General features: G+C 37.0%; 24 protein-coding genes and 1 riboswitch. Of the genes, 20 read left to right on the top strand and 4 right to left on the bottom strand.

Features of this window, described 5'->3' with window-relative positions:
- Nucleotides 1–7 precede the first annotated feature (7 nt).
- On the top strand, nt 8–889 hold the full coding sequence (locus AQF98_RS10040; RefSeq protein ID WP_055131802.1) for a polyphosphate kinase 2 family protein: 882 nt from the start codon (nt 8–10) through the stop codon (nt 887–889).
- A 51-nt stretch (nt 890–940) separates the two neighbouring features.
- Nucleotides 941–1,678: a hypothetical protein gene (locus AQF98_RS10035; RefSeq protein WP_055131801.1), complete on the top strand. Its 738-nt coding sequence runs from the start codon at nt 941–943 to the stop codon at nt 1,676–1,678.
- Nucleotides 1,679–1,686: 8 nt separating this feature from the next.
- Here the strand turns inward: AQF98_RS10035 and AQF98_RS10030 are convergent, their stop codons facing one another.
- Complete coding sequence (locus AQF98_RS10030) at nt 1,687–2,934, bottom strand: serine hydrolase (RefSeq protein ID WP_055131800.1); 1,248 nt, start codon at nt 2,932–2,934, stop codon at nt 1,687–1,689.
- A 98-nt stretch (nt 2,935–3,032) separates the two neighbouring features.
- A riboswitch (cobalamin riboswitch) is annotated at nt 3,033–3,224 on the top strand.
- A gap of 94 nt (nt 3,225–3,318) precedes the next feature.
- On the opposite strand from AQF98_RS10030, the gene AQF98_RS10025 reads away from it, so the two are divergent.
- From AQF98_RS10025 to AQF98_RS09975, 11 genes are all read left to right on the top strand, one after another.
- Complete coding sequence (locus tag AQF98_RS10025; protein ID WP_055132109.1) at nt 3,319–5,358, top strand: TonB-dependent siderophore receptor; 2,040 nt, start codon at nt 3,319–3,321, stop codon at nt 5,356–5,358.
- On the top strand, nt 5,355–6,482 hold the full coding sequence (locus tag AQF98_RS10020; RefSeq protein WP_055131799.1) for a YncE family protein: 1,128 nt from the start codon (nt 5,355–5,357) through the stop codon (nt 6,480–6,482). The genes AQF98_RS10025 and AQF98_RS10020 overlap by 4 nt, the downstream gene beginning before the upstream one ends.
- A gap of 14 nt (nt 6,483–6,496) precedes the next feature.
- Nucleotides 6,497–7,621, top strand: a complete 1,125-nt coding sequence (locus tag AQF98_RS10015) for a YncE family protein (protein ID WP_055131798.1) — start codon at nt 6,497–6,499, stop codon at nt 7,619–7,621.
- A 36-nt stretch (nt 7,622–7,657) separates the two neighbouring features.
- The gene (locus tag AQF98_RS10010; protein ID WP_152969689.1) at nt 7,658–8,755 is read left to right on the top strand and encodes a YncE family protein; all 1,098 of its coding nucleotides are present in this window, start codon (nt 7,658–7,660) and stop codon (nt 8,753–8,755) included.
- A 5-nt stretch (nt 8,756–8,760) separates the two neighbouring features.
- Nucleotides 8,761–9,705, top strand: coding sequence for a hypothetical protein (locus tag AQF98_RS10005; protein ID WP_055131796.1), 945 nt, complete (start codon nt 8,761–8,763; stop codon nt 9,703–9,705).
- A gap of 21 nt (nt 9,706–9,726) precedes the next feature.
- On the top strand, nt 9,727–10,860 hold the full coding sequence (locus AQF98_RS10000) for a hypothetical protein (RefSeq protein ID WP_055131795.1): 1,134 nt from the start codon (nt 9,727–9,729) through the stop codon (nt 10,858–10,860).
- 20 nt (nt 10,861–10,880) lie between these two features.
- On the top strand, nt 10,881–11,978 hold the full coding sequence (locus AQF98_RS09995; RefSeq protein ID WP_055131794.1) for a DUF5074 domain-containing protein: 1,098 nt from the start codon (nt 10,881–10,883) through the stop codon (nt 11,976–11,978).
- 64 nt (nt 11,979–12,042) lie between these two features.
- On the top strand, nt 12,043–13,353 hold the full coding sequence (locus tag AQF98_RS09990; RefSeq protein ID WP_055131793.1) for a DUF5074 domain-containing protein: 1,311 nt from the start codon (nt 12,043–12,045) through the stop codon (nt 13,351–13,353).
- A 191-nt stretch (nt 13,354–13,544) separates the two neighbouring features.
- Nucleotides 13,545–14,120, top strand: coding sequence for a DUF6580 family putative transport protein (locus tag AQF98_RS09985; protein ID WP_055131792.1), 576 nt, complete (start codon nt 13,545–13,547; stop codon nt 14,118–14,120).
- A 69-nt stretch (nt 14,121–14,189) separates the two neighbouring features.
- On the top strand, nt 14,190–14,882 hold the full coding sequence (locus AQF98_RS09980; RefSeq protein ID WP_055131791.1) for a Sir2 family NAD-dependent protein deacetylase: 693 nt from the start codon (nt 14,190–14,192) through the stop codon (nt 14,880–14,882).
- Entirely contained in the window at nt 14,875–15,573 is a 699-nt protein-coding gene (locus AQF98_RS09975; RefSeq protein ID WP_055131790.1) for a diphthine--ammonia ligase, read from the top strand. The genes AQF98_RS09980 and AQF98_RS09975 overlap by 8 nt, the downstream gene beginning before the upstream one ends.
- 118 nt (nt 15,574–15,691) lie before the next feature.
- Here AQF98_RS09975 and AQF98_RS09970 read toward each other — a convergent pair whose 3' ends face one another.
- The 3 genes from AQF98_RS09970 to AQF98_RS09960 form a co-directional block, all read right to left on the bottom strand.
- Nucleotides 15,692–16,327: a hypothetical protein gene (locus AQF98_RS09970; RefSeq protein ID WP_055131789.1), complete on the bottom strand. Its 636-nt coding sequence runs from the start codon at nt 16,325–16,327 to the stop codon at nt 15,692–15,694.
- 365 nt (nt 16,328–16,692) lie between these two features.
- Entirely contained in the window at nt 16,693–16,941 is a 249-nt protein-coding gene (locus AQF98_RS09965; protein ID WP_055131788.1) for a hypothetical protein, read from the bottom strand.
- A gap of 62 nt (nt 16,942–17,003) precedes the next feature.
- The gene (locus AQF98_RS09960) at nt 17,004–19,172 is read right to left on the bottom strand and encodes a S46 family peptidase (RefSeq protein ID WP_055131787.1); all 2,169 of its coding nucleotides are present in this window, start codon (nt 19,170–19,172) and stop codon (nt 17,004–17,006) included.
- A gap of 128 nt (nt 19,173–19,300) precedes the next feature.
- Here AQF98_RS09960 and AQF98_RS09955 point away from each other — a divergent pair, with 128 nt between their 5' ends.
- The 7 genes from AQF98_RS09955 to AQF98_RS09925 all read left to right on the top strand — a co-directional run bounded on the left by AQF98_RS09955 (nt 19,301) and on the right by AQF98_RS09925 (nt 24,821).
- Nucleotides 19,301–19,489, top strand: a complete 189-nt coding sequence (locus AQF98_RS09955; protein WP_055131786.1) for a PLDc N-terminal domain-containing protein — start codon at nt 19,301–19,303, stop codon at nt 19,487–19,489.
- 85 nt (nt 19,490–19,574) lie between these two features.
- A complete protein-coding gene (locus AQF98_RS09950; RefSeq protein WP_055131785.1) occupies nt 19,575–20,051 on the top strand; it encodes a GAF domain-containing protein in 477 nt (158 codons plus the stop codon).
- Complete coding sequence (locus AQF98_RS09945) at nt 20,044–20,649, top strand: DNA-3-methyladenine glycosylase (protein WP_055131784.1); 606 nt, start codon at nt 20,044–20,046, stop codon at nt 20,647–20,649. The genes AQF98_RS09950 and AQF98_RS09945 overlap by 8 nt, the downstream gene beginning before the upstream one ends.
- A gap of 99 nt (nt 20,650–20,748) precedes the next feature.
- On the top strand, nt 20,749–22,035 hold the full coding sequence (gene kynU, locus AQF98_RS09940; RefSeq protein WP_055131783.1) for a kynureninase: 1,287 nt from the start codon (nt 20,749–20,751) through the stop codon (nt 22,033–22,035).
- Nucleotides 22,032–22,892, top strand: coding sequence for a bestrophin family protein (locus tag AQF98_RS09935; RefSeq protein ID WP_055131782.1), 861 nt, complete (start codon nt 22,032–22,034; stop codon nt 22,890–22,892). The genes kynU and AQF98_RS09935 overlap by 4 nt, the downstream gene beginning before the upstream one ends.
- Nucleotides 22,893–22,936: 44 nt before the next feature.
- Nucleotides 22,937–23,839, top strand: a complete 903-nt coding sequence (locus AQF98_RS09930; RefSeq protein ID WP_055131781.1) for a histone deacetylase — start codon at nt 22,937–22,939, stop codon at nt 23,837–23,839.
- A gap of 298 nt (nt 23,840–24,137) precedes the next feature.
- Nucleotides 24,138–24,821: a pseudouridine synthase gene (locus tag AQF98_RS09925; protein WP_055131780.1), complete on the top strand. Its 684-nt coding sequence runs from the start codon at nt 24,138–24,140 to the stop codon at nt 24,819–24,821.
- Nucleotides 24,822–24,853: the final 32 nt, after the last annotated feature.

The following is a 24,853-nucleotide window of genomic DNA, read 5'->3' as shown; positions in this document are numbered from 1 at the left end:
TACCTAAATGAAGACCAATACAAAAAAATACCTAGCAAATCCTGACGTAAAGTTCCAGTTAAAAAACTTTAGCACGACCTATGATGGTCATTTAGATAAAGATACAGGCAAGATCGAATTGGAAAAAGTGAAGGAAGATCTCGATGTGTATCAAGAAGTATTGTATGCTGCAGGCACACATTCAATTCTAGTTATTTTTCAAGCAATGGATGCTGCCGGGAAGGATAGCGTAATTGAGCATGTAATGTCTGGCCTAAACCCTCAGGGCTGTCAGGTGTATAGTTTTAAAACCCCAAATAGTGAAGAATATAAACATGATTTTTTATGGAGGCATTACAAGGCCTTGCCAGAAAAGGGTAGGATAGGTATCCATAACCGTTCACATTACGAAAATGTATTGGTTTGCAAGGTGCATCCTGAATATATCATGAGCGAAAACATTCCTGGTTATACCGATGTGAAAAAAATTGACAAGAAGTTTTGGAGCAACAGGTACGAAAACATTAAAAATTTCGAAAAACAATTAACTGATAATGGAACTGTGGTGCTTAAATTTTTTCTTCATGTTTCTAAAGAAGAGCAAAAACAACGTTTCTTAGACCGGATAGATGATCCAGCCAAAAATTGGAAATTTGCAGTAGGCGATTTAAAAGAAAGAGCCTTATGGACCAACTATATGCAAGCTTATGAAGAAGCTATTGCAGCAACTTCTACTGCAAATGCACCTTGGTATGTTATTCCGGCAGATAAGAAATGGTATACCAGACTTGCAGTTAGTCAGATTATTGCTGAAACATTAGCAGGTTTAAAATTGAAATTTCCAGTTTTACCAAAAGAAGAAGCAGTGCAATTGGCTACATGCAAAGAACAATTGCTAAAAGAGAAATAGAAAATAGTTTCCTTTTAGGATATGCCTAATGTATTGTATTTTCGCCGCTGAATGAAATCAATTGGATTAACAAATGATGTCCTAAATGGTAACGAGGTAATAGGATTCCGCTTGTTGCAATGGTTTCCATTGTTCTTTTTGCTCATTACCCCGTTTGCTTTATACTTAGATTCTGTTGCCTTTACCAAAGCATATTTTGATTTGCGATGGTTGGTGAACGTTAGCGTGATCATTTTCTTTTGTGCATTTTATTATGTTTCTGATGTGCAGTTGCGAAAGCTAATGCTTATTATGGTCCCCTTGTCTTATTTGGGAGAATGGATTTTTTCTAAATGGTTTGGTTGGTACACCTATCGTTTGGAAGAAATACCCATTTATGTACCTTTTGGACATGCCATTGTTTATGGGGCTGGTTATGTGGTTGCTGGTTACAAAACAGTAATTAAACATGAGCTATCGCTCCGTAAATTGTTTTCAATCGTATTTATCTTATTATTTGCCGGAGTAACTATTTTTGTTGAAGATTATTTCTCGGGTATATTGGGTATGTTGTTCTTTTGGTTAATCTATCGCAAAAAATGGCAAAACCTTTATTTCCTTATCGCACTTTGTGTAATTTATATTGAGCTATGGGGAACCTGGTATGGCTGCTGGGCCTGGGAAGCAAAAATAGGTGGCCTACTGCCTACTGCCAACCCACCAATGGGTGCAGTTTTTTTGTATGGCGGTGGCGATGTACTCTTGGCCAGAATTGTGCGTCGATGGGACAGGTATAAAGCGAATAGCTAATTTGGATCTTATTTATAATCCATTTTAAATTGATCTAGCTTTGGAAGCTGTTTTTTATTTCTATTCAATTCGTACTCGTAAATACTCTTACCAAGGTTTTTCATAAATGGATAACAAACAGTTTCGTATTCATATTTTCCATCGTTATAAATGCCATCTTCATTAGATTGAACTACGGCGGTTAAAAAGAACTCTACTTTATTTTTAAAATCTACGAAATAAGCATTGTCGATAATGAAGCCATAGCTATCACCATATTTGTTAAAAATTCTGATGTTAGGATCTATTACAGCATTTTTTTCTCTACCATAATATAACATTTTAGCATAGGTTGGCCAAAACTCCTTGGCATCGTATTTAGGATAATCGCTTTCTGTTGGCAATTTACTCATATAGGTGTAAATGAGTTTGTAATCTTCTGGCGTTAAATTAAAACGATCTTTTGCTTTGTAAGCTTCGGGCATCATCAAACGCTTCATTAATGATTGCTGATCTGCAATAGTAAAAACATTTTTGTTCTCAAAACTATAGGGTTTGTTTACCAATTGCTCTTTACTGTCCATGTAACCTACACCTACAATTAAATTAGTTAAGGTTAATGGATATTCTTTAGCATCGTATTGTGCTGGTTGATGGTAAACCAATTGATCACCATTATAAAAATCGATAGGGTTGGTGTTTTTAGCGGCCTCTCCGGCATCGCCAATGGCTAAACGGTTTAAGATTCTACTTTCGGTCATGCCATACTTTTTAAGCTTAGCGTTGATTTCTGCACGGCCAATAAATTCAAATAAACGATTAAATGCATCGTTATCGCTGGTTAGCAAAACTTTTTTGATATAGTGTGCTAGAGAAGGCTTTCCATTTGCTGCACTTTCATCTTTCAGTACTTTGGTTTGACCTTTAAAACTGCTGTCGGTAAGCATGGTCAGGTTTGCAGTTAGTCCTTTGTTTTTAAGCTCATTTACTTTTTCGAGAGCAAAAATTACACCCGCCAACTTCACGGTACTGGCAGGATAGAAATATCGGGTTGGATTTAAATTATAACTAAAACTTTTGAAACTAGGTTTGTTGTTAGCATCGCGATTAACCTGCGTGTACATGATTTGTACCTCATTTTTATTAGGGTGATTGAGTATGCCAGCAAATAATTCGGGTTTGTCTTGCATCAATTTTTTTAAAAATAAGGTGTCGGTCTGTTGGGCCATTGCAGTGCTGCTGATTAGAAAAAATAGACAAAAGGATAATTTACGCATAAGACAAATCTTGAGGTTTAAAGATAGGATTTTCTGTTGTTTCTATAAGTTGCTATTGTAACAATGTCTATTTAATTTGTATTTGAGGCTAAATTAGCTACCTTTGCGCTGCTTTTGGTTCCCGATTTAAGGTCGGGATTAAAAGGGAATACGGTGTAAATCCGCAACTGTCCCGCAGCTGTAAGCTCTATAACGGTTTTCAATTCTATGGCCACTTTTCGTGTAAAACGAATGGGAAGGCTGGAAACCGGGAGTAAGTCAGAAGACCTGCCTAAGCATTATAATTTCATAGCTTTCGGGGATTGAAGCTAGGAGTGGGTGTTGCTTTTGTATTTACATACTCCTTAATTTCTGCTTGCTGTGGGTAATACTCACAACAAAAAAATGATAAAGAAAAGTTTGACCTTTTTTAAAGGCTTTAAATCTTTTATATTTTTTGCTATGGCGATGGGCGTTTATATGCTCCCACAACTTTGTTGTGCTCAAGTAATAGATACAACAGAAAAAGTAAAACAATTAAAGGCCGTAGAGATCAATGAATATCGCATTAGCAAGCAAAATTTATCTCCAACTCCTTTACAAATTCTTACTGCTGCCGAACTGAAAAGGATCAATAGTCTTTCTGTGGCCGATGCCATCCGTTATTTTTCGGGTGTACAATTGAAAGATTACGGCGGGATAGGTGGTTTAAAAACAGTAAATGTACGCAGTTTAGGTACCAACCATACGGCAGTTTTTTTAGATGGGATACAAATTGGCAATGCACAAAACGGACAGGTAGATTTAGGCAAGTTCTCTTTAAATAACTTAGAAGAAATTGCCTTGTATAGCGGACAAAAGCCAGAATTGCTTATTCCTGCAAAAGCCTATGCTTCGGCAAGTGCCATTTATGTGAAAACCAAAGTTCCTGAATTTGAAAAAGATCAGCACAGCTTATTAGACATCAACTTTAAAATAGGCGACTTTGGATTGCTGAACCCAAGCTTTGTGTACCAGCAAAAAGTTAACGATCAGATTAATGCGAATGTGAGTGCCGAATATATTCGTGCCAATGGCAAATATAAATTTAGGTATACCAATGGTGTTTATGATACTACAGCTGTAAGAAACAATGGCGATGTAGAAAGAATAAGGTTACAAACTGCTTTGTTTGGAAAGTTTAAAAATGGCAAATGGCATGCGCAAGCTTATTCATTTTTGTCGGATAGAGGTTTGCCAGGTGCAATTGTGGCCAATAAATTTGATTATACACAAAGAATATGGGACAGGAACTTCTTTGTTCAAGGAAGTGTAGAAAAACAATTGACCGATAAATTTACAGTTTTGGTTAATGCAAAATATGCTTATGATTATTTAAGATATTTAGATCCAGAATACATTACACTGGATGGTTTCTTGGATAATCGCTTTAAAGAGCAAGAAGCTTATATTTCTATTGCATCAAAATATAAATTAAGCTCAATTCTAGAGCTGGCCTATATTTCCGATTATCAATATCAAACACTTGATGCCAATATCTATCGTTTTGCTTACCCTTATCGAAATACCTTTTTAAATGTGTTGAGCTCTTCGGTAAATTTCAAACGTTTAAATATCCAGGCCAGTTTGCTAAGCACTACAGTTATTGATCAAGTTAGGGTATTTAGCTCTTCTGGTAATAAGCAGGTTTTTAGCCCAACAGTAATGCTTTCTTGGAAAATATTTAAGGCCGACGACTTAAGATTGAGAGCTTTTTATAAGGATATTTTCAGGATGCCAACCTTTAACGACCTCTATTATACCTTTATTGGAAATACCCTGCTCAATCCTGAATATGCCAAACAATATGATGTAGGGCTTACTTATTTTAAAAATTTCAAGAATCAGCGACTCAAGTTTATCGATGTACAGGCAGATGCCTACTACAATAGGATTAAAGATAAAATTGTGGCTCAGCCAGGTGCCAATCTCTACCGATGGATCATGTACAATATTGGTCTGGTAGATATCCGTGGTTTAGAAATCAATACCAAAATGGCTTTTGAACTAGGGAGCAATTTGGTGCTGAATGCAGGGATAAACTATACCTATCAAAAAGCGATAGACATTACCTCCAAACAAGACGAGAGTTATAAAGACCAGATCCCTTATATTCCAAAACATAGTGGCTCTTTCTTAACCAAGCTCGATTATCAAAACTGGCATGCTAATTATAGTTTCATTTATACAGGTGCTCGCTACAATCAAAAGGCAAACATCATTTATAACTATATGGAACCTTGGTATACCCATGACGCAGCCATCGGTTATGATTTTAAATTCAAGAAACAGAAATTCGGAATTAATGTAGAGGTAAACAACCTGTTGAACCAATATTATGATGTGATCCCAAATTTTCCGATGCCGGGAAGAAATTACCGTTTAACTTTAAATATGACTATATGAGGTTAAATCATTTAAAATATCTAGGTGTTTTTATCCTCTTTCTCACCTCATGTAGAAAAGAACCACAACCACTGCCTGCAGAAGTAAGCAGGGTAGAGCCTGATCCCAATGCTGTGATCAAAGGATTTTACCTCGTTAATGAAGGCAATATGAACATGAACAAGGCCTCTTTAGATTACCTAGACTTGGTGAATGGCGTTTATACCAGAAATTTGTACAATCAGGTTAATCCAGAAGCCACAAAAGGTTTGGGAGATGTAGGTAATGATATTGCCATTTATGGATCGAAATTATATATCGTAGTCAATATTTCGAATAAGGTAGAAGTATTAAATGCCAAAACGGGTAAACGTTTGGGGCAGATCAATATCACCAATTGTCGTTACGTTACTTTTAACAAGGGTAAGGCTTATGTAAGTGCTTACCTGGGCAAGGTTGGCGATCCAACGGCACCCAATGGAATGGTGGCAGAGATTGATACCACAAGTCTAACGATTAACCGTACCGTTGAAGTTGGCCGACAGCCAGAAGAAATGGCTATTGTTAACAACAAACTTTATATCGCTAATTCTGGAGGTTATAGCCCACCACATTACGAAAGTACGGTGTCTGTAATAGATCTGGATAGTTTTAAGGAAGTGAAAAAAATTGAGGTGGCCATTAATCTGCATCGCCTCAAAGCAGATCGTTATGGCGATCTGTACATCACCTCAAGAGGAGATTATTATACCATTCCATCTAAACTCTTGGTTTTGGATACTCAAACAGACCAGGTAAAAAAGGTCTTCAATATTGCAGCCAGTAATTTGACCATTGATGATGATTTAGCCTATATCTATAGCACAGAATGGAATTATATAGAAGGTAAAAATAAGATCAGTTATAACATGATCGATACCAAAAATGAAATATTGTTGGATAGAAAGTTCATCACTGATGGTACAGAAAAGAATATCAAGGTACCCTATGGTATTGCAGTAAACCATGCCAATAAAGATGTTTACGTAACAGACGCCAAAGATTATGTTACTCCAGGTAAACTCCATTGTTACAATGCTCTCGGAAAATTAAAATGGTCGGTAACCACTGGAGATATACCAGCCCACATTGCTTTTGTAAACTAATAAATAAATATAGTATGAAATTTAACAATTACCTTAAAACAACTTCCCTTGCATTTGTAGCCGTAGTGCTACTATTTAGCTCGTGTAAAAAAGACCGTCAGATTGAAAAGGCAGCGCCAGAAATTTCAGGTACCAAAGGTATCTACGTATTGTCTGAGGGTTTATGGAATAGGAATAACAGTACAATAGCTTATTATGATATAGCTAAGGGTACAGTAGAAGCGGATATTTATAGTAAAGTTAATGCCACTAATTTGGGCGAAACTGCAAATGACCTACAAGCTTATGGTAGTAAAATGTACTGTGTAGTGAGCGGTATTAAAGGGAGTAATAATTCTTTTGTAGATGTGATGAGTATTGCTACTGGTAAATCATTAAAAAGAATTTCATTTAATGGGGCGACTAATTTAGATATCCCACGTTATGTTACCTTTTACCAGAACAAGGCTTATGTATCTAGATATGATGGTGTAATCAGTCGGATTGATACTGCTACCATGACAGTAGATTCAGAACTACAGTTGATGAATGGTACCAATAAAGCAGCCGTTTTAGAGGGAATTACCGTAGCCAATGGCAAACTGTATGTAACCAATGCGGTAAATGATTATGCTAGCCCAAATAGCTTAAAAACAAAAGTGACTGTGGTAGATCTGGCAACATTCAAAAAAACAAAAGATATTGAAGTAGGTCCAAATCCATCAAAAATTGCAACCGCAGCCAATGGTGATGTATATGCAATTACCTGGAATGTATATGGACAAACCAACAAACCAACCCTAGTTAGAATAAATAGTATTACCGATGCGGTAACACAGACAGAAGAATATGATCTAGGTGCAATAACTATAGCAAAAAGCCAAGCGTGGGTAACCAAAGATCTTTATAGTGGTAGTGCAGAGATTAGATCGCTTAATTTAACAACTGGTAAATTGGGTAATGCATTAATTACCGATGGTACTGTAGTTAGCTCGCCTTATGGTATTACCATTAATCCTTTTGATAATACGGTAGTGGTTAGCAATAATGCAGGTGCAACTAAAACAGCTTTTGTATTTGGTGCCGATGGTAAAAAGAAATTCAGTTTTGCTACCGGCGAAGGACCACAAACTGCAGTATTCAATTACAGCTATAAATAAGCCAATATGATTCATCTCAATTGCTTTAAAAGAGTTGTGCTTGTATTCTTAGCAGTAGCAATGCTGTTAAGTGCCTGTAAAAAAGAACGCTCAATTACACCTAAAGTGCCGGAAATTTCTGGCACCAAAGGTATTTATATGTTGTGCGAAGGTTTATGGGGTCAGAACAACAGCGCAATTTCGTACTATGACATTGCTACTAATAAAGTGGAAAAAGATATCTACAGTAGGGTTAATAAAGCCGCTTTGGGAGAAACAGCTAACGATCTGAAAGCTTATGGCAGTAAAATGTACTGTGTGGTGAGTGGTACACAGGGCGAAGCCAAATCATTTATTGATGTGATGGATATTGCTACCTGTAAATCGCTCAAAAGAATTTCTTTTAATAGCACCAATGATGGTTTTATGCCACGTTATATCACTTTCTATAAAGATAAAGCCTATGTGTCTCGTTACGATGGTAAAATTAGTAGAATAGATACCGCTTCATTGACTGTTGATGGTGAATTGCAATTGATGAATGGCACCAAAAAAGCAGAAGGTTTGGAAGGTTTGGCTGTAGCCAATGGCAAACTTTATGTAACCAATTCATCCCATCCTTATTATCCAAATGGATTAAAATCTAAAGTAACGGTAATTGACTTGAACACTTTTACAAAAGTAAAAGATATTGAAGTGGGCAATAACCCAGCAAGAATTGCAGCCGCAAATAATGGCGATTTATATGTGATCACTTGGCAGGATTTTACCATTTTCAATGATCCTACATTGGTTCGGATCAATAGCAACACAGATGCGGTAACCCAAATAGAAAAATATGATTTAGGCACTATAAATATTGTAAAAGATCAGGCTTGGGTAACAAAAGATGTGTACAACAAATCTACTGTTAGACCGATCGACCTATCTACAGGGAAATTAGGCAATAGTTTAATTACTGATGGAACGACCATTGCCACCATGTATGGTTTAACAGTTAATCCATTTGATGGTTCGGTAGTAGTTGCCGATTCTGAAGGTAACAATGGTAGTACTGGTAAAGCCTATGTTTTTGGCTTAGATGGAAAAACGAAATACAGTTTTGCAACAGCTGGCCTACCACAACATGCCGTTTTTACTTATACCTATAAATAACAATCATGAAAATTATTTTTAAAATAAGATTACTGCTTTTGATGCTACTTGTAGTACTAGTTTATTCTTGTAAAAAAAGCAAAGAAGCAGAGCCAGAAGTAAAGCAAAGTCCTTATATCTCTAAAATATTCGAGTATAAACCTGCTCCAGGCCAATTCATCAACGATCCTAGTTATGGCACATTAGATAAGGCCAAAAGTTTAATTGGAACTGTAGACAATGGTTTACTTTCTTTAGGTGGTTTTGGTGGCTATGTTATTTTTGGTTTCGACCATGCTATTCAGAATGGCAGTGGTCACGACCTTGGTATTTTTGGTAATCCGTTAATAGGTGTGGGTATGGAGTGGGCAGAACCTGGAATTGTTTGTGTAATGCAAGATGTTAACAAAAATGGTTTACCAGACGATGGAGAGTGGTTAGAATTGGCTGGAAGCGAATATGCGAGTTCCGAAACAATTAAAAATTACAAGATTACCTATTACAAGCCAACTGGTGGTGACGATATTAAGTGGACAGACAATAAGGGTGGAACAGGCTATATTTTAAAAAATGGTTTTCATTTACAAGACTGGTATCCATTAGGGTATGCAGGCAATGAAGTTTCTTTTGAAGGTACTTTACTTAAAAACACCTTAAAAGATGGAGGTATCATCACCAATCAGCCATTTGCATTTGGTTATACAGATAGTGGCTCATCAGAATACTTGAAACTACAAAACGAACTAGGCAGAGGTTACAATACTTTTGATATTGATTGGGCAGTGAACAAGAATGGCCAAAAAGTGGCTTTAACAGCGATAGATTTTGTGAAAGTTTATACCGGACAGAACTGTAATGGCAATCCATACCATCCAATTACCGACAATGCACGCTCACGTTACCTTGGCGAAATTTCAACAGAAATTGCCGGGGCAATAGACATCAAGTTGTATCAACAACAGAAAAAATAAATCATCTTAATATACCCTTAAATGAAGTTTAAATATTCTACACTCCTCGTGCTAGCCATAGCTACGACTCTATTTTCTTGTAAAAAAAATGCTGATCCGCTACCAGAACCTATCTTGTCTATTCCTGTAGGTAGTGTTACGGTTGCAGTAAATGCTAAATATCCGTTTGTGGCAAGTGCTAACGGAGAAATCAACTATACACACGAATGGCAGTTAGATGGAAAAACAGTAAGTAACACCAATTTTTATGTATTTAATCCTAACAGTGCAGGAAGTTATACCTTAGCTTATAAGGCGACGAATGCTACAGGTGTTTTTACACATACTTATAAAATTGAAGTGCCCATTCCAGTAGTAGGTGTTTCTCCAACGAGTAGTAAATACATCAGCAGAATATTCGAATACTTGCCGGCACCAGGTCAGTTTATCAACGAAGCACCGGTAGGTTCTTTAGCTCAGGCACAAAAACTAATTGGCAATACCAATAACTTATTAACACTTGGAGCCTATGGAGGTTACGTTATTTTTGGTTTCGATCATTCTGTAGTCAACCAAAATGGGAATGATTTAGCTATTTATGGCAATCCGATAGGTGGAACAACACAATGGGCAGAACCAGGCATTGTAATGGTAAGTCAAGATAAAAATGGAAATGGCTTGCCCGATGATGAATGGTTTGAATTGGCAGGAAGTGAATATAACCATCCAACAACTATTAAAAACTACGAAATTACCTATACCAACCCTAAAGGTTATGCCAATGTAACTTGGACAGATAACCAGGGCAATAGTGGTGCAGTAGAAATCAATAATTTCCATAAACACAATTACTATCCAGAGTTTGCGCCTAACCAAGAGACATTAACCTTTAAAGGAAGCCTGTTGAGGTCTACATGGGGTAAGGTAGGAAGCATCTTTGTAAATGATGCCTTTTCTTGGGGTTATACCGATAGTTGGTCTTTAGGTGATGACTACCAGACCAATCGTTACAATGGTTTTGATATTTCGTGGGCAGTAGATCAAAATGGGAAAAAGGTAGACTTGAAAACCATTGATTTTGTGAAAGTATACACAGGCCAAAATGAAAAAGGAAATGGATTATTGGGTGAAATTTCGACAGAAATTAAAGGTGCAACAGATTTAAATATCAAATAAGAATAAAACACAAATACCAAATGAAACAATTTACACTACGAACATCTATTTTATCATTAACATTATTCGCACTTTGTCTCTTTTCTTGTCAAAAAGACGATATCCAAGAACCAGCGCCTGTAGCTAAAGGCAAATATGAAAATGGCTTTTTTATTGTTAACGAAGGCTGGTTTGGTCACGGAACCGGAGAAGTGAATTTTTATAGCTACGATACTGGAAAATTAACAGATAGTATCTTTAAAAGAGAAAACCCTACTAAGGATTTAAATCCGGCAAGTTCAACTTTGCAATTTGGAAGTATCTATAAAGGTAACATGTACTTGGTAAGCAAGGTTGGCGGGCCAGTAGTGGTGGTAGACCCTAATACGTTTAAAGAAAAAGGCCGTATTGATGCTAAAGGTGGTAATGATTGGCGTGCCTTTTTAGGAATTGACGAAAATACAGGCCTTTTAAGTAGCTCTTCAGGCGTGTATATGTTGAATCTTAACACCATGAGCACCAATAATAAATTGGTAGGTGCAGATGGACAGATTGGTGATATGCTAAAAGCAGGTAAATACATTTTTATGCACAGTGCAACTAATGGAATGCTGATTTTTAATGCAGACGATTACAGCTTGAACCAAAAAGTAAAAAATGTAACCATGGGCTTTGTACAAACACCCAATGGTAAAGTTTGGTATACAGGTGGTAAATACCTTTATCAGATCGATCCTCAAACCTTGGTTAAAGATAGCGTTGATCTTAAATTTACTACCTATGCTTCATGGGGTGCTTGGCATCCAAGTTCAATTGTGGCTTCAACTAAAGAAAATGCCGTGTATCTTTTAAAGAATGCAAGTTTCAGCGGTGGTAGCGAAGTTTATAAATATGTTTCTGGTAACAACGCTTCGATAGATGCGCCGTTGATTACCAATCCTGCCAAGCAGATCTTTTATGGCAAAGGCATCGGTTTTGACAGCAAACAGAATCAAATCATTATCCAAACCGTACAATCTGGTTTCGGCGCTAATTTTGCCATCAATAACCTTTTCTTTTATGATCCTGCCGGAAATTTGAAGAAGACCATTGCTTACGACGGCTATTATTTCCCATCGGTAACTGTGTTTAATCAATAATCAGAAATTAAATAGAATAATTCATTTTATCGGCTCTTTTGTAAGGGCCTGTTAGCAAATATTTATGAAATACGTACATTTAAGATATATTACAGCCTTCCTTTTTGTGCTATTGTTTACTGCTTCATGCAAAAAAGAACAAATGGCCACAATAGTATTAAACCATGAGCGAGTAGGAGATGGTGCGTTGTCTGTAAAGATAAAGCAAGACTTAATCCTTAACCCAAAAATGACCGGACAGGTAGATACCTATCAATGGCTGGAAGATGGAAAAGAAATTGCAAATACTGCTTCTTATAAGTTTAACAGAGCAACGCCAGGTGTGTATACCTTAATTTTTCAGGCTACCAATGCTGCTGGTACAACTACCTTAACCTATCGCATTAAAGCTTTAGGAGCTTATGGAGATGGTGTTTTACTGTTAAGTTATACAGATAAAACAGGGAGTGGTGCGGCCGAAATCTCGCATATTGATGAACAAGGTTTATTGAACTTGGATGTGTTTTCGAAAGTAAATCCAGGTTTATCCCTGTCGTCATCGGCAAATAATCTTTATCATTTTAACAACCAATATTATGTGAGCTCTGCAACTGGGCCAAACCATTTAAGTGTGCTGGACGACCAGACCTTAAAGCTAAAAGATGTAGTTAGTCAATCGGGCATTACCGGAATTACTTATTTTGCTACTACCGATGGGAAGACAGGATATGCCAATGTAACCAATAGAAGAAAACCTGGTTTATATCCAGTTGACTTGAGTAATAAAAGCATTGCTGCAGATCCAATTGAGGGTTCAAAAGACATTTCTTTGGTGCCGATCAATACCATTAATCAGTCTATTGTTGCTGGGGCAGGAAAACAATTGGTTCAACTTGATAATGGTAAAGTAAAAGTGTTATACACTTACAAAGAAAACGTTGCTGGTGTAGTAAATACAGCGGGTAAAACAACATGGGTAGTCGTACAAGGATTTACCAACAAAGCCAAATTTGTTAAATTAGATCAAAACCTAAAAGCGGTAGATTCGGTTGAACTTGCAACTACGTATAAATTACCTGCCAATGGTATCCTTACCGCATCTGGTAACGACGATTATATCTATTGGCAAGAAACCTCAAGAGGGGTAATTTGCAGGTTCAATACAGCAACTAAAACAGCAAGTGAATTTGTGGACCCTGGAAATGTGGGGATCAGTTTCGCAACAGCTTGGAAAGTAAACCCAAAAAATGGCGAACTTTACATTGCCGATAGTCCAGGATTGTTTACTGGTGAGGAAAACTGGAGCGATGTTTACATTTTTGACCAAACTGGGAAAGTAAAAAAACAGTATAAAAAAGCGGGCCGATGGATTACAGATATTGTGTTTCCTAAGTAGTGAATAGGGAATAGGGAATGGAGAGAATGGAAATAGGTAATGGGAAATAGAGTGAATTCTAAAATAAACAGTTTAGTTAAGCATCAAACTAATCTATTTCCTATTTACTATTACCCATTTCCTACTTTACAATTATATACTAGGCATTTTATTAAACAAAAATCTTAGCTTTGTGCATTAAATCGATAAAAATGGAAAATAAGTCAAATTATAGAACACCAGTATTGTTATTGTTTATGTTGCTTATTGTTGGGTTAAGGGTGATTGCACCACTTTCGCCAGACTTTAAGTTAATTGCCAATTTCTCTGGAATTGGAGCAGTAGCCTTATTTGGAGGTGCCTATTTTAAAAATAACATTTCAGCATTTTTATTACCTGTATTGGTTTTGTTGATTAGCGATTTAGGGCTTGCCGCTACAATGGGTATAGATTACGGTTTTTATCAAGGTTGGTATTACACTTATATTGCTTTTATTTTAATGGTATTGGTAGGAAAGTTAATCGTAAATAAAGTAAATGTTCCAAATGTTTTAGGTGCTGGTTTAGCTGCGGTTTTAATTCACTGGATTGTTTCAGATTTTGGTGTTTGGTTCGGTTCTACTTTTTATCCACAAACTATAGCAGGCTTTTGGGCATGTTTAGTAGCAGCAATTCCTTTTGAATTGAAATTCTTGTACGGTACTTTAGGCTACTCGGCTTTAATGTTTGGAATTTTTGAAGGATTAAAAGCAAAATACCCAGCTTTAAGTTTAAGCAGAACAGTATAAAATAAGTATTGAAAAATATAGTAAACCCTTTTGTAGAAATACAGAAGGGTTTTTTATTTAAATTTGAATATGAAGAAGAGACTTGTCGTTTTAACCGGAGCAGGAATGAGCGCCGAAAGTGGGATCAAAACCTTTAGAGATGCAGATGGCTTATGGGAAGGTTACAATGTAATGGAGGTGGCTACGCCAGAAGCATGGCATGCTAACCCGGTATTGGTACAGCAATTTTATAACGAAAGAAGAAAACAAGTGTTACAAGCCGAACCAAATACAGCACATTTTGAATTGGCAAAGCTCGAAGAACATTTCGATGTATACATTATTACGCAAAATATAGACGATCTGCACGAACGTGCTGGTTCTACTCAAATTACCCATCTGCATGGCATCATTACCTATGCACAATCCGATCGAAATTCAAATTTACTTTACCCTATCGAAGGAGATGAACTTAAAATGGGAGAATTGTGCGAGCTGGGTTCGCAACTACGCCCACACGTGGTTTGGTTTGGAGAAGCTGTGCCCGAAATAGAAACTGCTGCCGCAATTTGTGCAACTGCTGATGTGTTTATGTTGGTTGGTACTTCATTGGCTGTTTATCCTGCTGCCGGATTGATTGATTTTGTTCCCGTTCAAACCCCTAAGTATATCATTGATCCTAAAATTCCTTCTGTTGGCCAATATCAAAATGTAATTCAAATCGAAAAATCGGCAACTGCCGGATTAAAAGAAGTAGCTAACTTACTAAGAGAAAATGGCTGAGTTGATCCCAGCGGTATTCAATTGGAGCGGGGGTAAGGATAGTACGCTCGCTTTGCATTACATTTTGCACCAACAAGAATTTGAAGTACGTTATTTATTGACTACTGTAAACGATGCTTTCGATAGAGTGGCTATGCATGGCGTAAGAGCGACTTTATTATTGAAACAGGCCGATGCTTTAAATATTCCTTTGGTTCAAGTACGCCTGCCAGAAATGCCTGATATGGAAAGTTACGAGACTGCAATCAATGCGCAGTTTGAAAAATTGATATCAGTTGGAATTGGTCATTCTATTTTTGGTGATATCTTTTTGGAAGACCTTAAAGCTTATCGAGAGGCGCAACTGGCCAAAATTGGAATGAAAGCCGTTTTTCCATTATGGAAAAGAAATAGTCTCGAATTGGTAAAGGAATTTATTCAATTAGGTTATCAGACCATTGTAGTTTGTGCAAAAGATGGCTTACAAGATTTTTGTGGAAGGGTCATTGATGATTCCTTTTTAGCTGACTTACCTGTCGATGTTGATCCATGTGGCGAAAATGGTGAATTCCATACCTTTGTATTCGATGGCCCTATATTTAACAAACGAATTGATTTCGAACTCGGAGAAAAGGTATTTAAAACTTTCCCCAATCCAGATCAATCAGAAATGCCTAGTGGTTATTGGTATATCGATTTGATTCCGGTTTAATTGGGGAATAGTAAATAGGGAATGGGAAATAGGGAATAGGTGTTGAAAATTGGAAACTGTTAAACCCTTAGTCTTTATACTTACTACTTTGTACTTTTGTCTTTCTACTTTACACTTTTTACTTAAACAGTTTGCTCAAATTAGGTTTGATTCCTATGACAATTGGGACTGCGTTAAAACTGCGGTTCTGCATTTTGTTAAATCCATGCATGTAACTGGCTTCAATAAATAAAGCGGCACCTCCAATGTTATATTCTGTACCTGCGCCTGCTTCAATCATTGCCATGCCATTACTCTTATTGTCTAGGGTGGCTTGTTGGTTTGTAGGGTTTACAGTAACTCTTGGACTTAAAATGATTCCACCACCACCGCCTGCAAATCCATACCATGCAAATTTTCCGGCAATTTTACGATAACCCAAAGCAACATTGAGTAAATAGGTAGTTGCCCTTGCCTTTTGTAAGCTATAAACATAACCAGCATCTGGTGTAATTTCATTGTGGCTATAAGCATGTAAACTCACCTTTGGATATAAGAATAATCCACCATTACCTAGCCCCAAATTTAAACCTAATGAGGTAGAAAATTTTGGCTTCAGATAATCACTGGTTTCACCAACTGGGAATGAGAAACCGATGCCGCTCATGGTATATAATTTATCAGGTCTTGGTGTGTTGTTTTGTGCATGTGTACTTGCGGTCGAAAGTAGGAGTGCACCACAAATAAGGGAAGCGATACTTATATATTTTTTCATATCAGATCAGTTACTTAGGCACAACAGCAAGAGTAGGGCTTTTGTTTTTAAAGACTATCGCTAACACTGGAAATAAACCGCTAACTGATGAGATAATTATAGCAAATAAGCTTTTCATTAAAATCGCTTATTTAAGGCTTAAATCAACAAAACCTCTATAATATTTGGTTAAAACAGCCAACAAAATCATATTTTGTTTACTTATTTAATAACTTATATTTCAATAAATTAAGTTTAATTATTTAGATTTTTAATTTACTTCAATAGTATTTGAAAGATGGTAAAAAAGAAAAAACTCAAAACATTATTTTGTTTTGAGTTTAAATGTGTTAATTTACAGTAAGTTATGTATTTTATCTAAATGCTTACTGGTGTCTTCTGTAAGCGGCAGAAAAATCAGCTCTCATTGTTTTAAAACGCTCGGTTACGGTGTTTAAAAAATCATCATCAAGTATTTGAAATACTTCATTTGCTCCTCCTCCAGATAAGTCAAGTTCTGATAATTTATAGCTTTGCTCTAGCTGGCCTTGTTCAAATTTTACAATGTATTTTTGGTTCATGCTAAACAAAGTAATCTTAAATTCTGGGTGTGGTAGTTCGGCAATTGTTCTCATATATTTTGGATTAAAACCGTCAATTCATGAGTAGTTGAATTGACGGTATAAGCATAAGTTTTTTACAATTTAACACCCATTTCTTTTAACAAGAAATCGGCATGGTCTATCTTAGAAGCTACCCATAAAACATAACGGATGTCTACCCCAATAGAACGGCTATAGCTTTCGTTCCAAGCATAGTCATTAATGGTTGCGCCATAGGCTCTGTCGAAGTTTACACCAATCAATTCGCCATAAGCATTCATAATCGGAGAGCCAGAGTTTCCACCTGTGGTATCCATGTTGTATAAAAATGCTACCGGAACATCATTTAGTTCTTTTTTGGCAAATGGACCAAAGTCTTTGGCTTCCCAAAGGGTTTTAATTTGTGGTGGGTAGGCAAAATCAGGATTTCCTGTCGCTCCTTTTTCTAAAATCCCTTTAATACTGGTGTAGGGGGCCATAAAGCTCGCATCGGCAGGAGAGTAGCCACGTACATGGCCATAGGTTAATCTTAAGGTGCTATTAGCGTCAGGCACAAAATCTTTCTTTAAAAATTTCTCTTTTACGTTTACATAATCGCCCATTAGTTTGTTTAAAACGCCATCTCTACGGTCTTTTTCTGGTTTGAGTTCTGCAATCTGTTTGGCAATATCTTTTTCAAATAACAATAGGCCGTCATTATAATCAGCTATGCTCTTGCCAGATTTGAGCAAAGTATTCAGTACATAGTTTTTATCTTTCAGCTTGCTTAAGCCAAATGTATCGCCAATAAAATCAGTAATCATTGCATCGTTGTTACTGCCTCTATTGGTTACTTTATCAATAGCGCTTACCCTTTGGTTAGAAGAGAATTGTGTAGCATCGCTCATCATCTTCTTTAAAATTCTGCGGTCTACATCAATGTCGTAAGCATCATAAGTCACATTTAAGGCTTGTTTCAGCTTTTCTATATTAGTGTTAAAATAAGTTTCTTTTTGGGCACTTGGTTGGCTTTCTAGGTCGGTTTTAAAGGTGTTGATCTGTTTGGCAATGTTTAACAAGCTGGTAGAAGTATAGATTTGTGTCAACCATAGATCACGATTGGCATCGCCGTTAATTTGTTTGTAGAGTTGGTCAATATCGGTCATTAGATTGCCGTATTGTGCTTTAACTTCTACATTGTTGTTAATGAATTGAGCTAAAGCAGCATCTTCTTGTCTTTTTTGTGCAACCAAATCAATATCTCTAATCCCTTTCAGTTTGCCTCTGTAATTTTTCATTACGTTGGCATTTCTCTTAATTCTTGTAGCTAATTTAAGTTCGGTAGTTTTATCTCTTTTACCCACGTTTTCCATTGTTGTGTTCTGGAAATCGTACAATTCTGAGGTATAAGGCAACAAATATTTTGCTTGGTAATCTATAAATTGTGCTGGGCGATGACGGAATGTTTTACCTGGATAACCCAAAATGAATACAAAGTCTTCTTCGGTTGTTCCTGATGGATTTACTTTTAAGAACTTTTTAGGGGTGTAGGGAACATTATCTTTCGAGTATTTAGTAGGAGAGCCGTCTTTGGCTACGTAAGCTCTCATGAAAGAGTAATCACCAGTATGGCGTGGCCAAACCCAATTGTCTGTCTCACCACCAAATTCGCCTACTTTTCGGTTTGGTACATAAACCAAGCGCACATCTAAAATGGTTTTATATCTGAAGAGTACGTAGCTTTTGCCAATAAACATTTCAGACACTTCCGCTTTAATGCTTGGGTCTTTTTTCTCTGCTTCAATTGCAATGTTTTTCATAGCATTGTTAATGAGTTGTAGTCTTGAAGCTGGATCGCTAACTTGAGCAACAGCACCTAAAACCCGATCAGATACATCTTCATAACTATCAGTAATTCGACAGGTTAATCCTTTTGCTTCAATTTCTTGTTCATGTGATTTAGCTACAAACCCATTATTCAAATAGTCATGTTCTGGAGTGCTTGCCAATTGTACAGCACTAAAGGCGCAATGGTGGTTGGTAATGATTAATCCTTCATTAGAAACAAAAGAGCCTGTGCAGCCACCTACGTTAACCAAGGCATCAACCAAGCTAATCCCATTCGGATTGTAGACTTCATTCTGATCTATTTTTAGGCCCGCTTTCTTGAGGTCTAATTTATGAATTTCACTCAACGGAAACATCCCTTCTTCTGGTATGTGGTATCCAAATTGGATCATCCCAGCAAAGAAAAGTAAAGTAATGAATAAGGTTTTTTTGTTCATGTGATTGTGTATTATACTTATAAATTTCAAAGCTAAGTATTTTGTTTAAAGTAGAGGAAGAATGTGGAATAGTCTTAGAGATGTTAGTTTTAAATGATTTTTCGTATCTTTAAATCAAAAGAAAAGAGATGGTTTTTATTTATTTGATCGTTATTGGATGGATTTCGCTTAGCATTTGGGCGGTAATGGATATTGCTAAATATCCCTATAACAAAAGAATGAGAAAACTGGTGTGGACCAATATCGTGGTGCTTTTTCCATTTATAGGTCTACTCATCTATTTGATGATAGGAAGAAAAAGCCTGCTTTCTGCCTAAATTTTCATCTGTTTATTGTCAATCTATTGAAGTGATGTGGAGTTGATTTGGTCATTTCGTAACTTTGTATTCTAAAATCAATCTCATGGCCGAAGACTTAACAATTACCAAGGTAGGAACCAAAGAAGAACAGTATCAATCTTTAATCCCTCAAATAGAAGCTTTACTTTACGGAGAAACAGATCTTATTGCCAATTTGGCTAATGTTTGTGCAGCACTAAAAGAACAATTCAATTGGTTTTGGGTAGGGTTTTACTTGGTTAAGAATGGAGAGTTGGTGTTGGGGCCATTTCAAGGTCCTGTTGCCTGTACTAGAATTCAGTTGGGAAAAGGAGTTTGTGGTGCATCTTGGGAAAGGGCCGAAACGATTATTGTACCTAATGTTGATGAGTTTCCAGGTCATATTGCCTGCGCTTCTGCATCCAAATCAGAAATCGTATTGCCGCTTTACCAAGGAGGCCAAATTATTGGAGTTTTAGATGTAGATAGCGAATATTTTGCTCATTTTGATGAAGTTGATGGTCAATACCTGAATCAAGTCATTAAGCTCTTAAATGTCTAAATTACCCTTTTCCTTTTACCAACAAGAAGATGTAGTAAGTTTGGCTACTCAGCTTTTGGGCAAGCAGTTGTTTACCTTAATTGATGGGCAATTGACAGGTGGTACCATTGTAGAAACAGAAGCTTATAATGGAGTAACGGATAAAGCTTCTCATGCTTATGGTAGGCGATTTACTCCTAGAACTGCCCCTATGTATGAGGCTGGTGGTATTTCCTATGTGTATTTGTGTTACGGAATTCATCATCTTTTTAATGTGGTTACAGCGACTGAAAATCAGCCAAACGCTGTATTGATACGTGGAATTGAGCCAGTAGAAGGTGTATCAATCATGTTAGAACGGAGAAATATGCAAAAATTGGCACCTCGTTTAACTGCTGGACCAGGTGCTTTAGCCAAAGCGATGGGTATAGATAAAAATCTGAATGCCAAAGACCTTATGGGCGATGAAATCTGGATCGAAGACAGTGGTATTCATTTCAAGGCTGAGCAAATTGTGGCTTCACCACGTGTTGGAGTAGCTTATGCTGCAGAGCATGCCTTATTGCCTTGGCGATTTTACATTAAAGGCAATCCATTTGTAAGCAAGCCTAATTCATAAAATAGAGTTGGTCGGGATTTATTAATCTCGACCAACTATTTTACCAAGAAATAGCAAGCTTAACCCCCTAGTTAGGCTTTTTTTTGTTAATATTGGGACATGAATTTTGAGAATAATCTAGCCTTTGCACAAACATTAGATCAGCAAGATCCTTTAAGAGAAATGCGGAATGAATACCTGTTTCCACAGCAAAATGGTAGGCCATTTATCTATCTGTGTGGTAATTCTTTAGGGTTGCAACCTAAAGTAGCTAAACAGGTATTAGAAGTCCAATTAAACAATTGGCAAAACCTTGCAGTAGAGGGTTGGTTCGAGGGCAATTCTCCATGGATGTTCTACCATAAGGAACTGAAAAAACTAATGGCACCTCTAGTTGGTGCACTGCCTGCAGAGGTTTGCCCAATGAATACCTTAACGGTAAATCTTCATTTATTGATGGTTAGTTTTTACCAACCCAAAGGCAAGCGCTTCAAGATTATCATGGAAGGTGGTGCTTTCCCTTCAGATCAATATGCAATAGAGAGCCAAGTGCGTTTTCATGGTTTTGATCCAAAGGAAGCCATTATTGAAGTGAACCCAAAAGCCGGCGAATATACTTTAAGAACCGAAGATATAGTTCAGGCTATTGCAGATCAGGGCGATGAAATTGCTTTGGTGCTGTTTGGAGGGGTCAATTACTTTACTGGACAATGGTTTGATATGCCTGCCATTACCAAAGCAGGTCATGACGCAGGTGCAATTGTTGGCTTCGATTTAGCGCATGCTGCAGGTAATGTGCCCTTACAGTTACATGATTGGGATATCGATTTTGCCTGTTGGTGTTCTTATAAATATCAAAATGCAGGTCCTGGCGGGATCAGTGGAATTTTTGTACATGAAAAACACTTTAACGATACCTCATTGAATCGTTTTGCGGGATGGTGGGGTTACCAGGAAGAACAACGTTTTAAGATGGAAAAAGGGTTTATACCCGAGCTTGGCGCAGATGGGTGGCAAGTGAGTTGTACACAGGTAATGCCGATGGCTTTGTACCATGCATCCCTACAATTATTTGAAAAGGCAGGCTTTGTAGAATCATTAAGAGCTAAAAGTAAAACTTTAACTGCTTATCTATTTTATATTATAAATGAGGTAAATAAACAAATTGGAGAAGAGCAATACAAGATTATTACACCGCAAACTGAAGCAGATAGAGGCGCACAGATATCGATTATAGCGAAAGCCAATGGCAAACAAGTTTTTGATCAATTGGTGGCCCATAATGTGCTTGGCGACTGGCGTGAACCTAACGTGATCCGTTTAAGTCCGGTACCGATGTACAACAGTTTTGAAGATGTATACAGAACTGGTGAATTATTGTTGACTATTAGCCAAACCCTAAAATGATCAATTACAATCCAAAAGATTGGGTCAGCTTTATATTTCATGTCCATAAAGCAGATACCATTATCAAGTTATGGCCTTTAATGCTCAGTGTAGCAGTTTTTTCGGGTGGTATTGCCTATGTAGAGCTCAATTATTTAAAGCTGGCAGAAACCACTTACATCAAAAATGTAGGGATGATGCACAATCTCTTGGGTTTTGTAATCTCTATGTTGTTGGTTTTCAGAACGAATACTTCTTATGACAGATGGTGGGATGGAAGAAAGCTATTGGGGGCTTTAACCAATGTAAGTAGAAACTTGGCTATTAAAATCAAGGCTTTAAACTTAGATACTGAGGAGATCGAATTTTTCAAATATGCCATTCCGAAATACGGCTTTGCATTAAAAGAACATTTGAGAGAAAAACAATATTTTGGTAAGGATAGCTTCCTGATTGAAATTGATGGGGGTAAACATATCCCAAATCAGGTGGCAACCAGTATTGTAAGCAGGGTTTATGCCTTACAAAAGGCAGATAAGATTACCCAAGAGCAATTGATCATTTTAAGTGCCGATGTAAGCCAGTTTACAGACATTTGTGGGGGTTGCGAAAGGATTAGAAATACGCCAATTCCGTACTCTTACAGTGCTTTTATCAAGAAATTCATTTTTATCTACGTGATCACCTTACCATTTGGTTGGGTATTTAGCTTAGGCTATTTTGTAATCCCGATTGTACCCTTTATTTTATATGTATTGGCCAGTTTGGAGCTCATAGCCGAAGAAATTGAAAATCCATTTAATGAAGATGCCAACGATTTACCGGTTGATGAGATCTGTAACAACATTGAAAAACACGTAAAGCAAATTTTGGATTAATGCTTGTCTAGTGCGCTAAAATTTTCTGACTTTCTGACTTTAAAATGATAAAAATAGCCTGTCATCCTATTTACGCACATCCTTTACCAGAAGGACATCGTTTTCCGATGCTTAAATATGAGTTGATACCAGCACAATTATTGCACGAGGGTACAATTGGGCCAGAAAATCTATTTGCTCCAAAAGAATTAACAGAAGAATATATTCTAAGTACACATGATTTTGCCTATTGGCAACAACTTAAAGAATTGACCTTGCCAGTAAAGGAACAACGCAGAATAGGGTTTCCATTAAATACGCAATTGGTAGAGCGAGAAATCAGAATTGCACAGGGAACGATTGATGGCGCTTTATATGCACGGCAATACGGCGTGGCCTTTAATGTAGCTGGTGGTACGCACCATGCAGGGAGCAATTGGGGTGAGGGTTTTTGTTTGTTGAACGATCAAGCTATTGCAGCTAATTATTTATTAAGTAATAACTTAGCTAATCGTATCTTAATTATTGATTTAGATGTTCATCAAGGCAATGGAACAGCAGAAATCTTTCAAAATGAAGCTCGTGTATTTACATTCTCTATGCATGGCGATAAGAATTTTCCTTTCAGAAAAGAACAATCTGATTTAGATATTCCCTTAGCAGATGGTACCACAGACGAGGTCTTTTTAAACACATTGGCAGAAACACTCACCTTACTTTTTGAAAATCAACGACCAGATTTTGTATTCTACCTAGCTGGAGTTGACGTATTGGAAACAGACAAATTAGGGAAGTTAGCCTTAACAAAAAATGCTTGTAAACAACGAGATTTATTAGTGTTTGAAACCTGTATCAAATATCAAGTGCCAGTTCAGGTAAGTATGGGAGGAGGTTATTCTGCAGACATTAAAACGATTGTAGATGCGCATTGCAATACTTTTAGGGTGGCTATAGATTTGTTTAGTTAGTGAGTATCAAGATTTGAGAACCAGTTTTCAGTTTACAGTATCCACAAATGAACTAATGACGAATGAACAGTTTTCAGCTGGCAGTTTCCAGTATTCACAAATGAACCAATGACCAATGAACAGTTTCTAGTTGGCAGTTTCCAGTGCTCACAAATGAACCTATGAACAATGGGCTATTGCATCTTTATACTTTGTACTAACTACTTTGTACTAATGAACTAATGACCAATGAACTATTTATGCTAGTCTGGATTTATAATCCATATTTCAATAAACATAATTTCCTTACCTTCGCAGCATGTTAGAAATAGTGTACCAAGATGAAGATTTAATTGCGATCAATAAGCCCCACGGATTATTGGTACATCGCTCTAAAATGGCCAACGATGCTACTGAGTTTGCTTTGCAAATGCTGAGGGACCAAGTTGGCAGACACGTAAGTCCAGTACACCGTTTAGACAGAAAAACAAGTGGTTTGTTGCTTTTTGCATTCGAAAAAGAAGTAGAAATAGCCATGCACAAGCAGTTTCAAGAGAGTTTGGTAGAAAAAAAGTATTTGGCAGTACTGCGTGGTTATGCCCCAGACCAGCTAGATATCGATTATCCATTGGCCAAAGAAAATGGTACCATGCAAGAAGCCTTTACTTCATTTAGAACCTTGCAGAAAGCCGAAATTGCAGTGGCCTTTGGTAAACACGAAACCTCACGTTATTCTCTGGTAGAGGCTACGCCAAAAACAGGACGCATGCACCAATTGCGCAGACATTTTGCACATATTTTTTACCCAATAATTGGCGATCGGAAGCATGGGTGTAACAAGCAGAACAAATTTTTTAAAGAACAATTTGAAATGACAACCATGTTGTTACATGCATCAGAACTCACTTTTAATCACCCAGTAACAGGTAAACAGGTAAAGTTAAACGCTACCATACACGAGGAGTTTAAAAGAGTAGCAGAAATGATGGGTTTCAATATTTAGCATCATAATTGTTAGGCATAGGCTATTATCAA

Origin of the sequence: Pedobacter sp. Hv1 (assembly GCF_001412215.1) — a bacterium.
GTDB lineage: Bacteria > Bacteroidota > Bacteroidia > Sphingobacteriales > Sphingobacteriaceae > Pedobacter.
Note: the sequence above shows the minus strand (reverse complement) of the source record. Positions and strands in the feature narration are given on the sequence as shown.

Excerpts from the sequence above, each read along its gene's own strand:
- AQF98_RS10040 (WP_055131802.1), top strand. The coding sequence starts at position 8 with ATGAAGACCAATACAAAAAAATACCTAGCAAATCCTGACGTAAAGTTC.
- AQF98_RS10035 (WP_055131801.1), top strand. The coding sequence starts at position 941 with ATGAAATCAATTGGATTAACAAATGATGTCCTAAATGGTAACGAGGTA.
- AQF98_RS10030 (WP_055131800.1), bottom strand. The coding sequence starts at position 2,934 with ATGCGTAAATTATCCTTTTGTCTATTTTTTCTAATCAGCAGCACTGCA.
- AQF98_RS10025 (WP_055132109.1), top strand. The coding sequence starts at position 3,319 with ATGATAAAGAAAAGTTTGACCTTTTTTAAAGGCTTTAAATCTTTTATA.
- AQF98_RS10020 (WP_055131799.1), top strand. The coding sequence starts at position 5,355 with ATGAGGTTAAATCATTTAAAATATCTAGGTGTTTTTATCCTCTTTCTC.
- AQF98_RS10015 (WP_055131798.1), top strand. The coding sequence starts at position 6,497 with ATGAAATTTAACAATTACCTTAAAACAACTTCCCTTGCATTTGTAGCC.
- AQF98_RS10005 (WP_055131796.1), top strand. The coding sequence starts at position 8,761 with ATGAAAATTATTTTTAAAATAAGATTACTGCTTTTGATGCTACTTGTA.
- AQF98_RS10000 (WP_055131795.1), top strand. The coding sequence starts at position 9,727 with ATGAAGTTTAAATATTCTACACTCCTCGTGCTAGCCATAGCTACGACT.
- AQF98_RS09995 (WP_055131794.1), top strand. The coding sequence starts at position 10,881 with ATGAAACAATTTACACTACGAACATCTATTTTATCATTAACATTATTC.
- AQF98_RS09990 (WP_055131793.1), top strand. The coding sequence starts at position 12,043 with ATGAAATACGTACATTTAAGATATATTACAGCCTTCCTTTTTGTGCTA.
- AQF98_RS09985 (WP_055131792.1), top strand. The coding sequence starts at position 13,545 with ATGGAAAATAAGTCAAATTATAGAACACCAGTATTGTTATTGTTTATG.
- AQF98_RS09980 (WP_055131791.1), top strand. The coding sequence starts at position 14,190 with ATGAAGAAGAGACTTGTCGTTTTAACCGGAGCAGGAATGAGCGCCGAA.
- AQF98_RS09975 (WP_055131790.1), top strand. The coding sequence starts at position 14,875 with ATGGCTGAGTTGATCCCAGCGGTATTCAATTGGAGCGGGGGTAAGGAT.
- AQF98_RS09970 (WP_055131789.1), bottom strand. The coding sequence starts at position 16,327 with ATGAAAAAATATATAAGTATCGCTTCCCTTATTTGTGGTGCACTCCTA.
- AQF98_RS09965 (WP_055131788.1), bottom strand. The coding sequence starts at position 16,941 with ATGAGAACAATTGCCGAACTACCACACCCAGAATTTAAGATTACTTTG.
- AQF98_RS09960 (WP_055131787.1), bottom strand. The coding sequence starts at position 19,172 with ATGAACAAAAAAACCTTATTCATTACTTTACTTTTCTTTGCTGGGATG.
- AQF98_RS09955 (WP_055131786.1), top strand. The coding sequence starts at position 19,301 with ATGGTTTTTATTTATTTGATCGTTATTGGATGGATTTCGCTTAGCATT.
- AQF98_RS09950 (WP_055131785.1), top strand. The coding sequence starts at position 19,575 with ATGGCCGAAGACTTAACAATTACCAAGGTAGGAACCAAAGAAGAACAG.
- AQF98_RS09945 (WP_055131784.1), top strand. The coding sequence starts at position 20,044 with ATGTCTAAATTACCCTTTTCCTTTTACCAACAAGAAGATGTAGTAAGT.
- kynU (WP_055131783.1), top strand. The coding sequence starts at position 20,749 with ATGAATTTTGAGAATAATCTAGCCTTTGCACAAACATTAGATCAGCAA.
- AQF98_RS09935 (WP_055131782.1), top strand. The coding sequence starts at position 22,032 with ATGATCAATTACAATCCAAAAGATTGGGTCAGCTTTATATTTCATGTC.
- AQF98_RS09930 (WP_055131781.1), top strand. The coding sequence starts at position 22,937 with ATGATAAAAATAGCCTGTCATCCTATTTACGCACATCCTTTACCAGAA.
- AQF98_RS09925 (WP_055131780.1), top strand. The coding sequence starts at position 24,138 with ATGTTAGAAATAGTGTACCAAGATGAAGATTTAATTGCGATCAATAAG.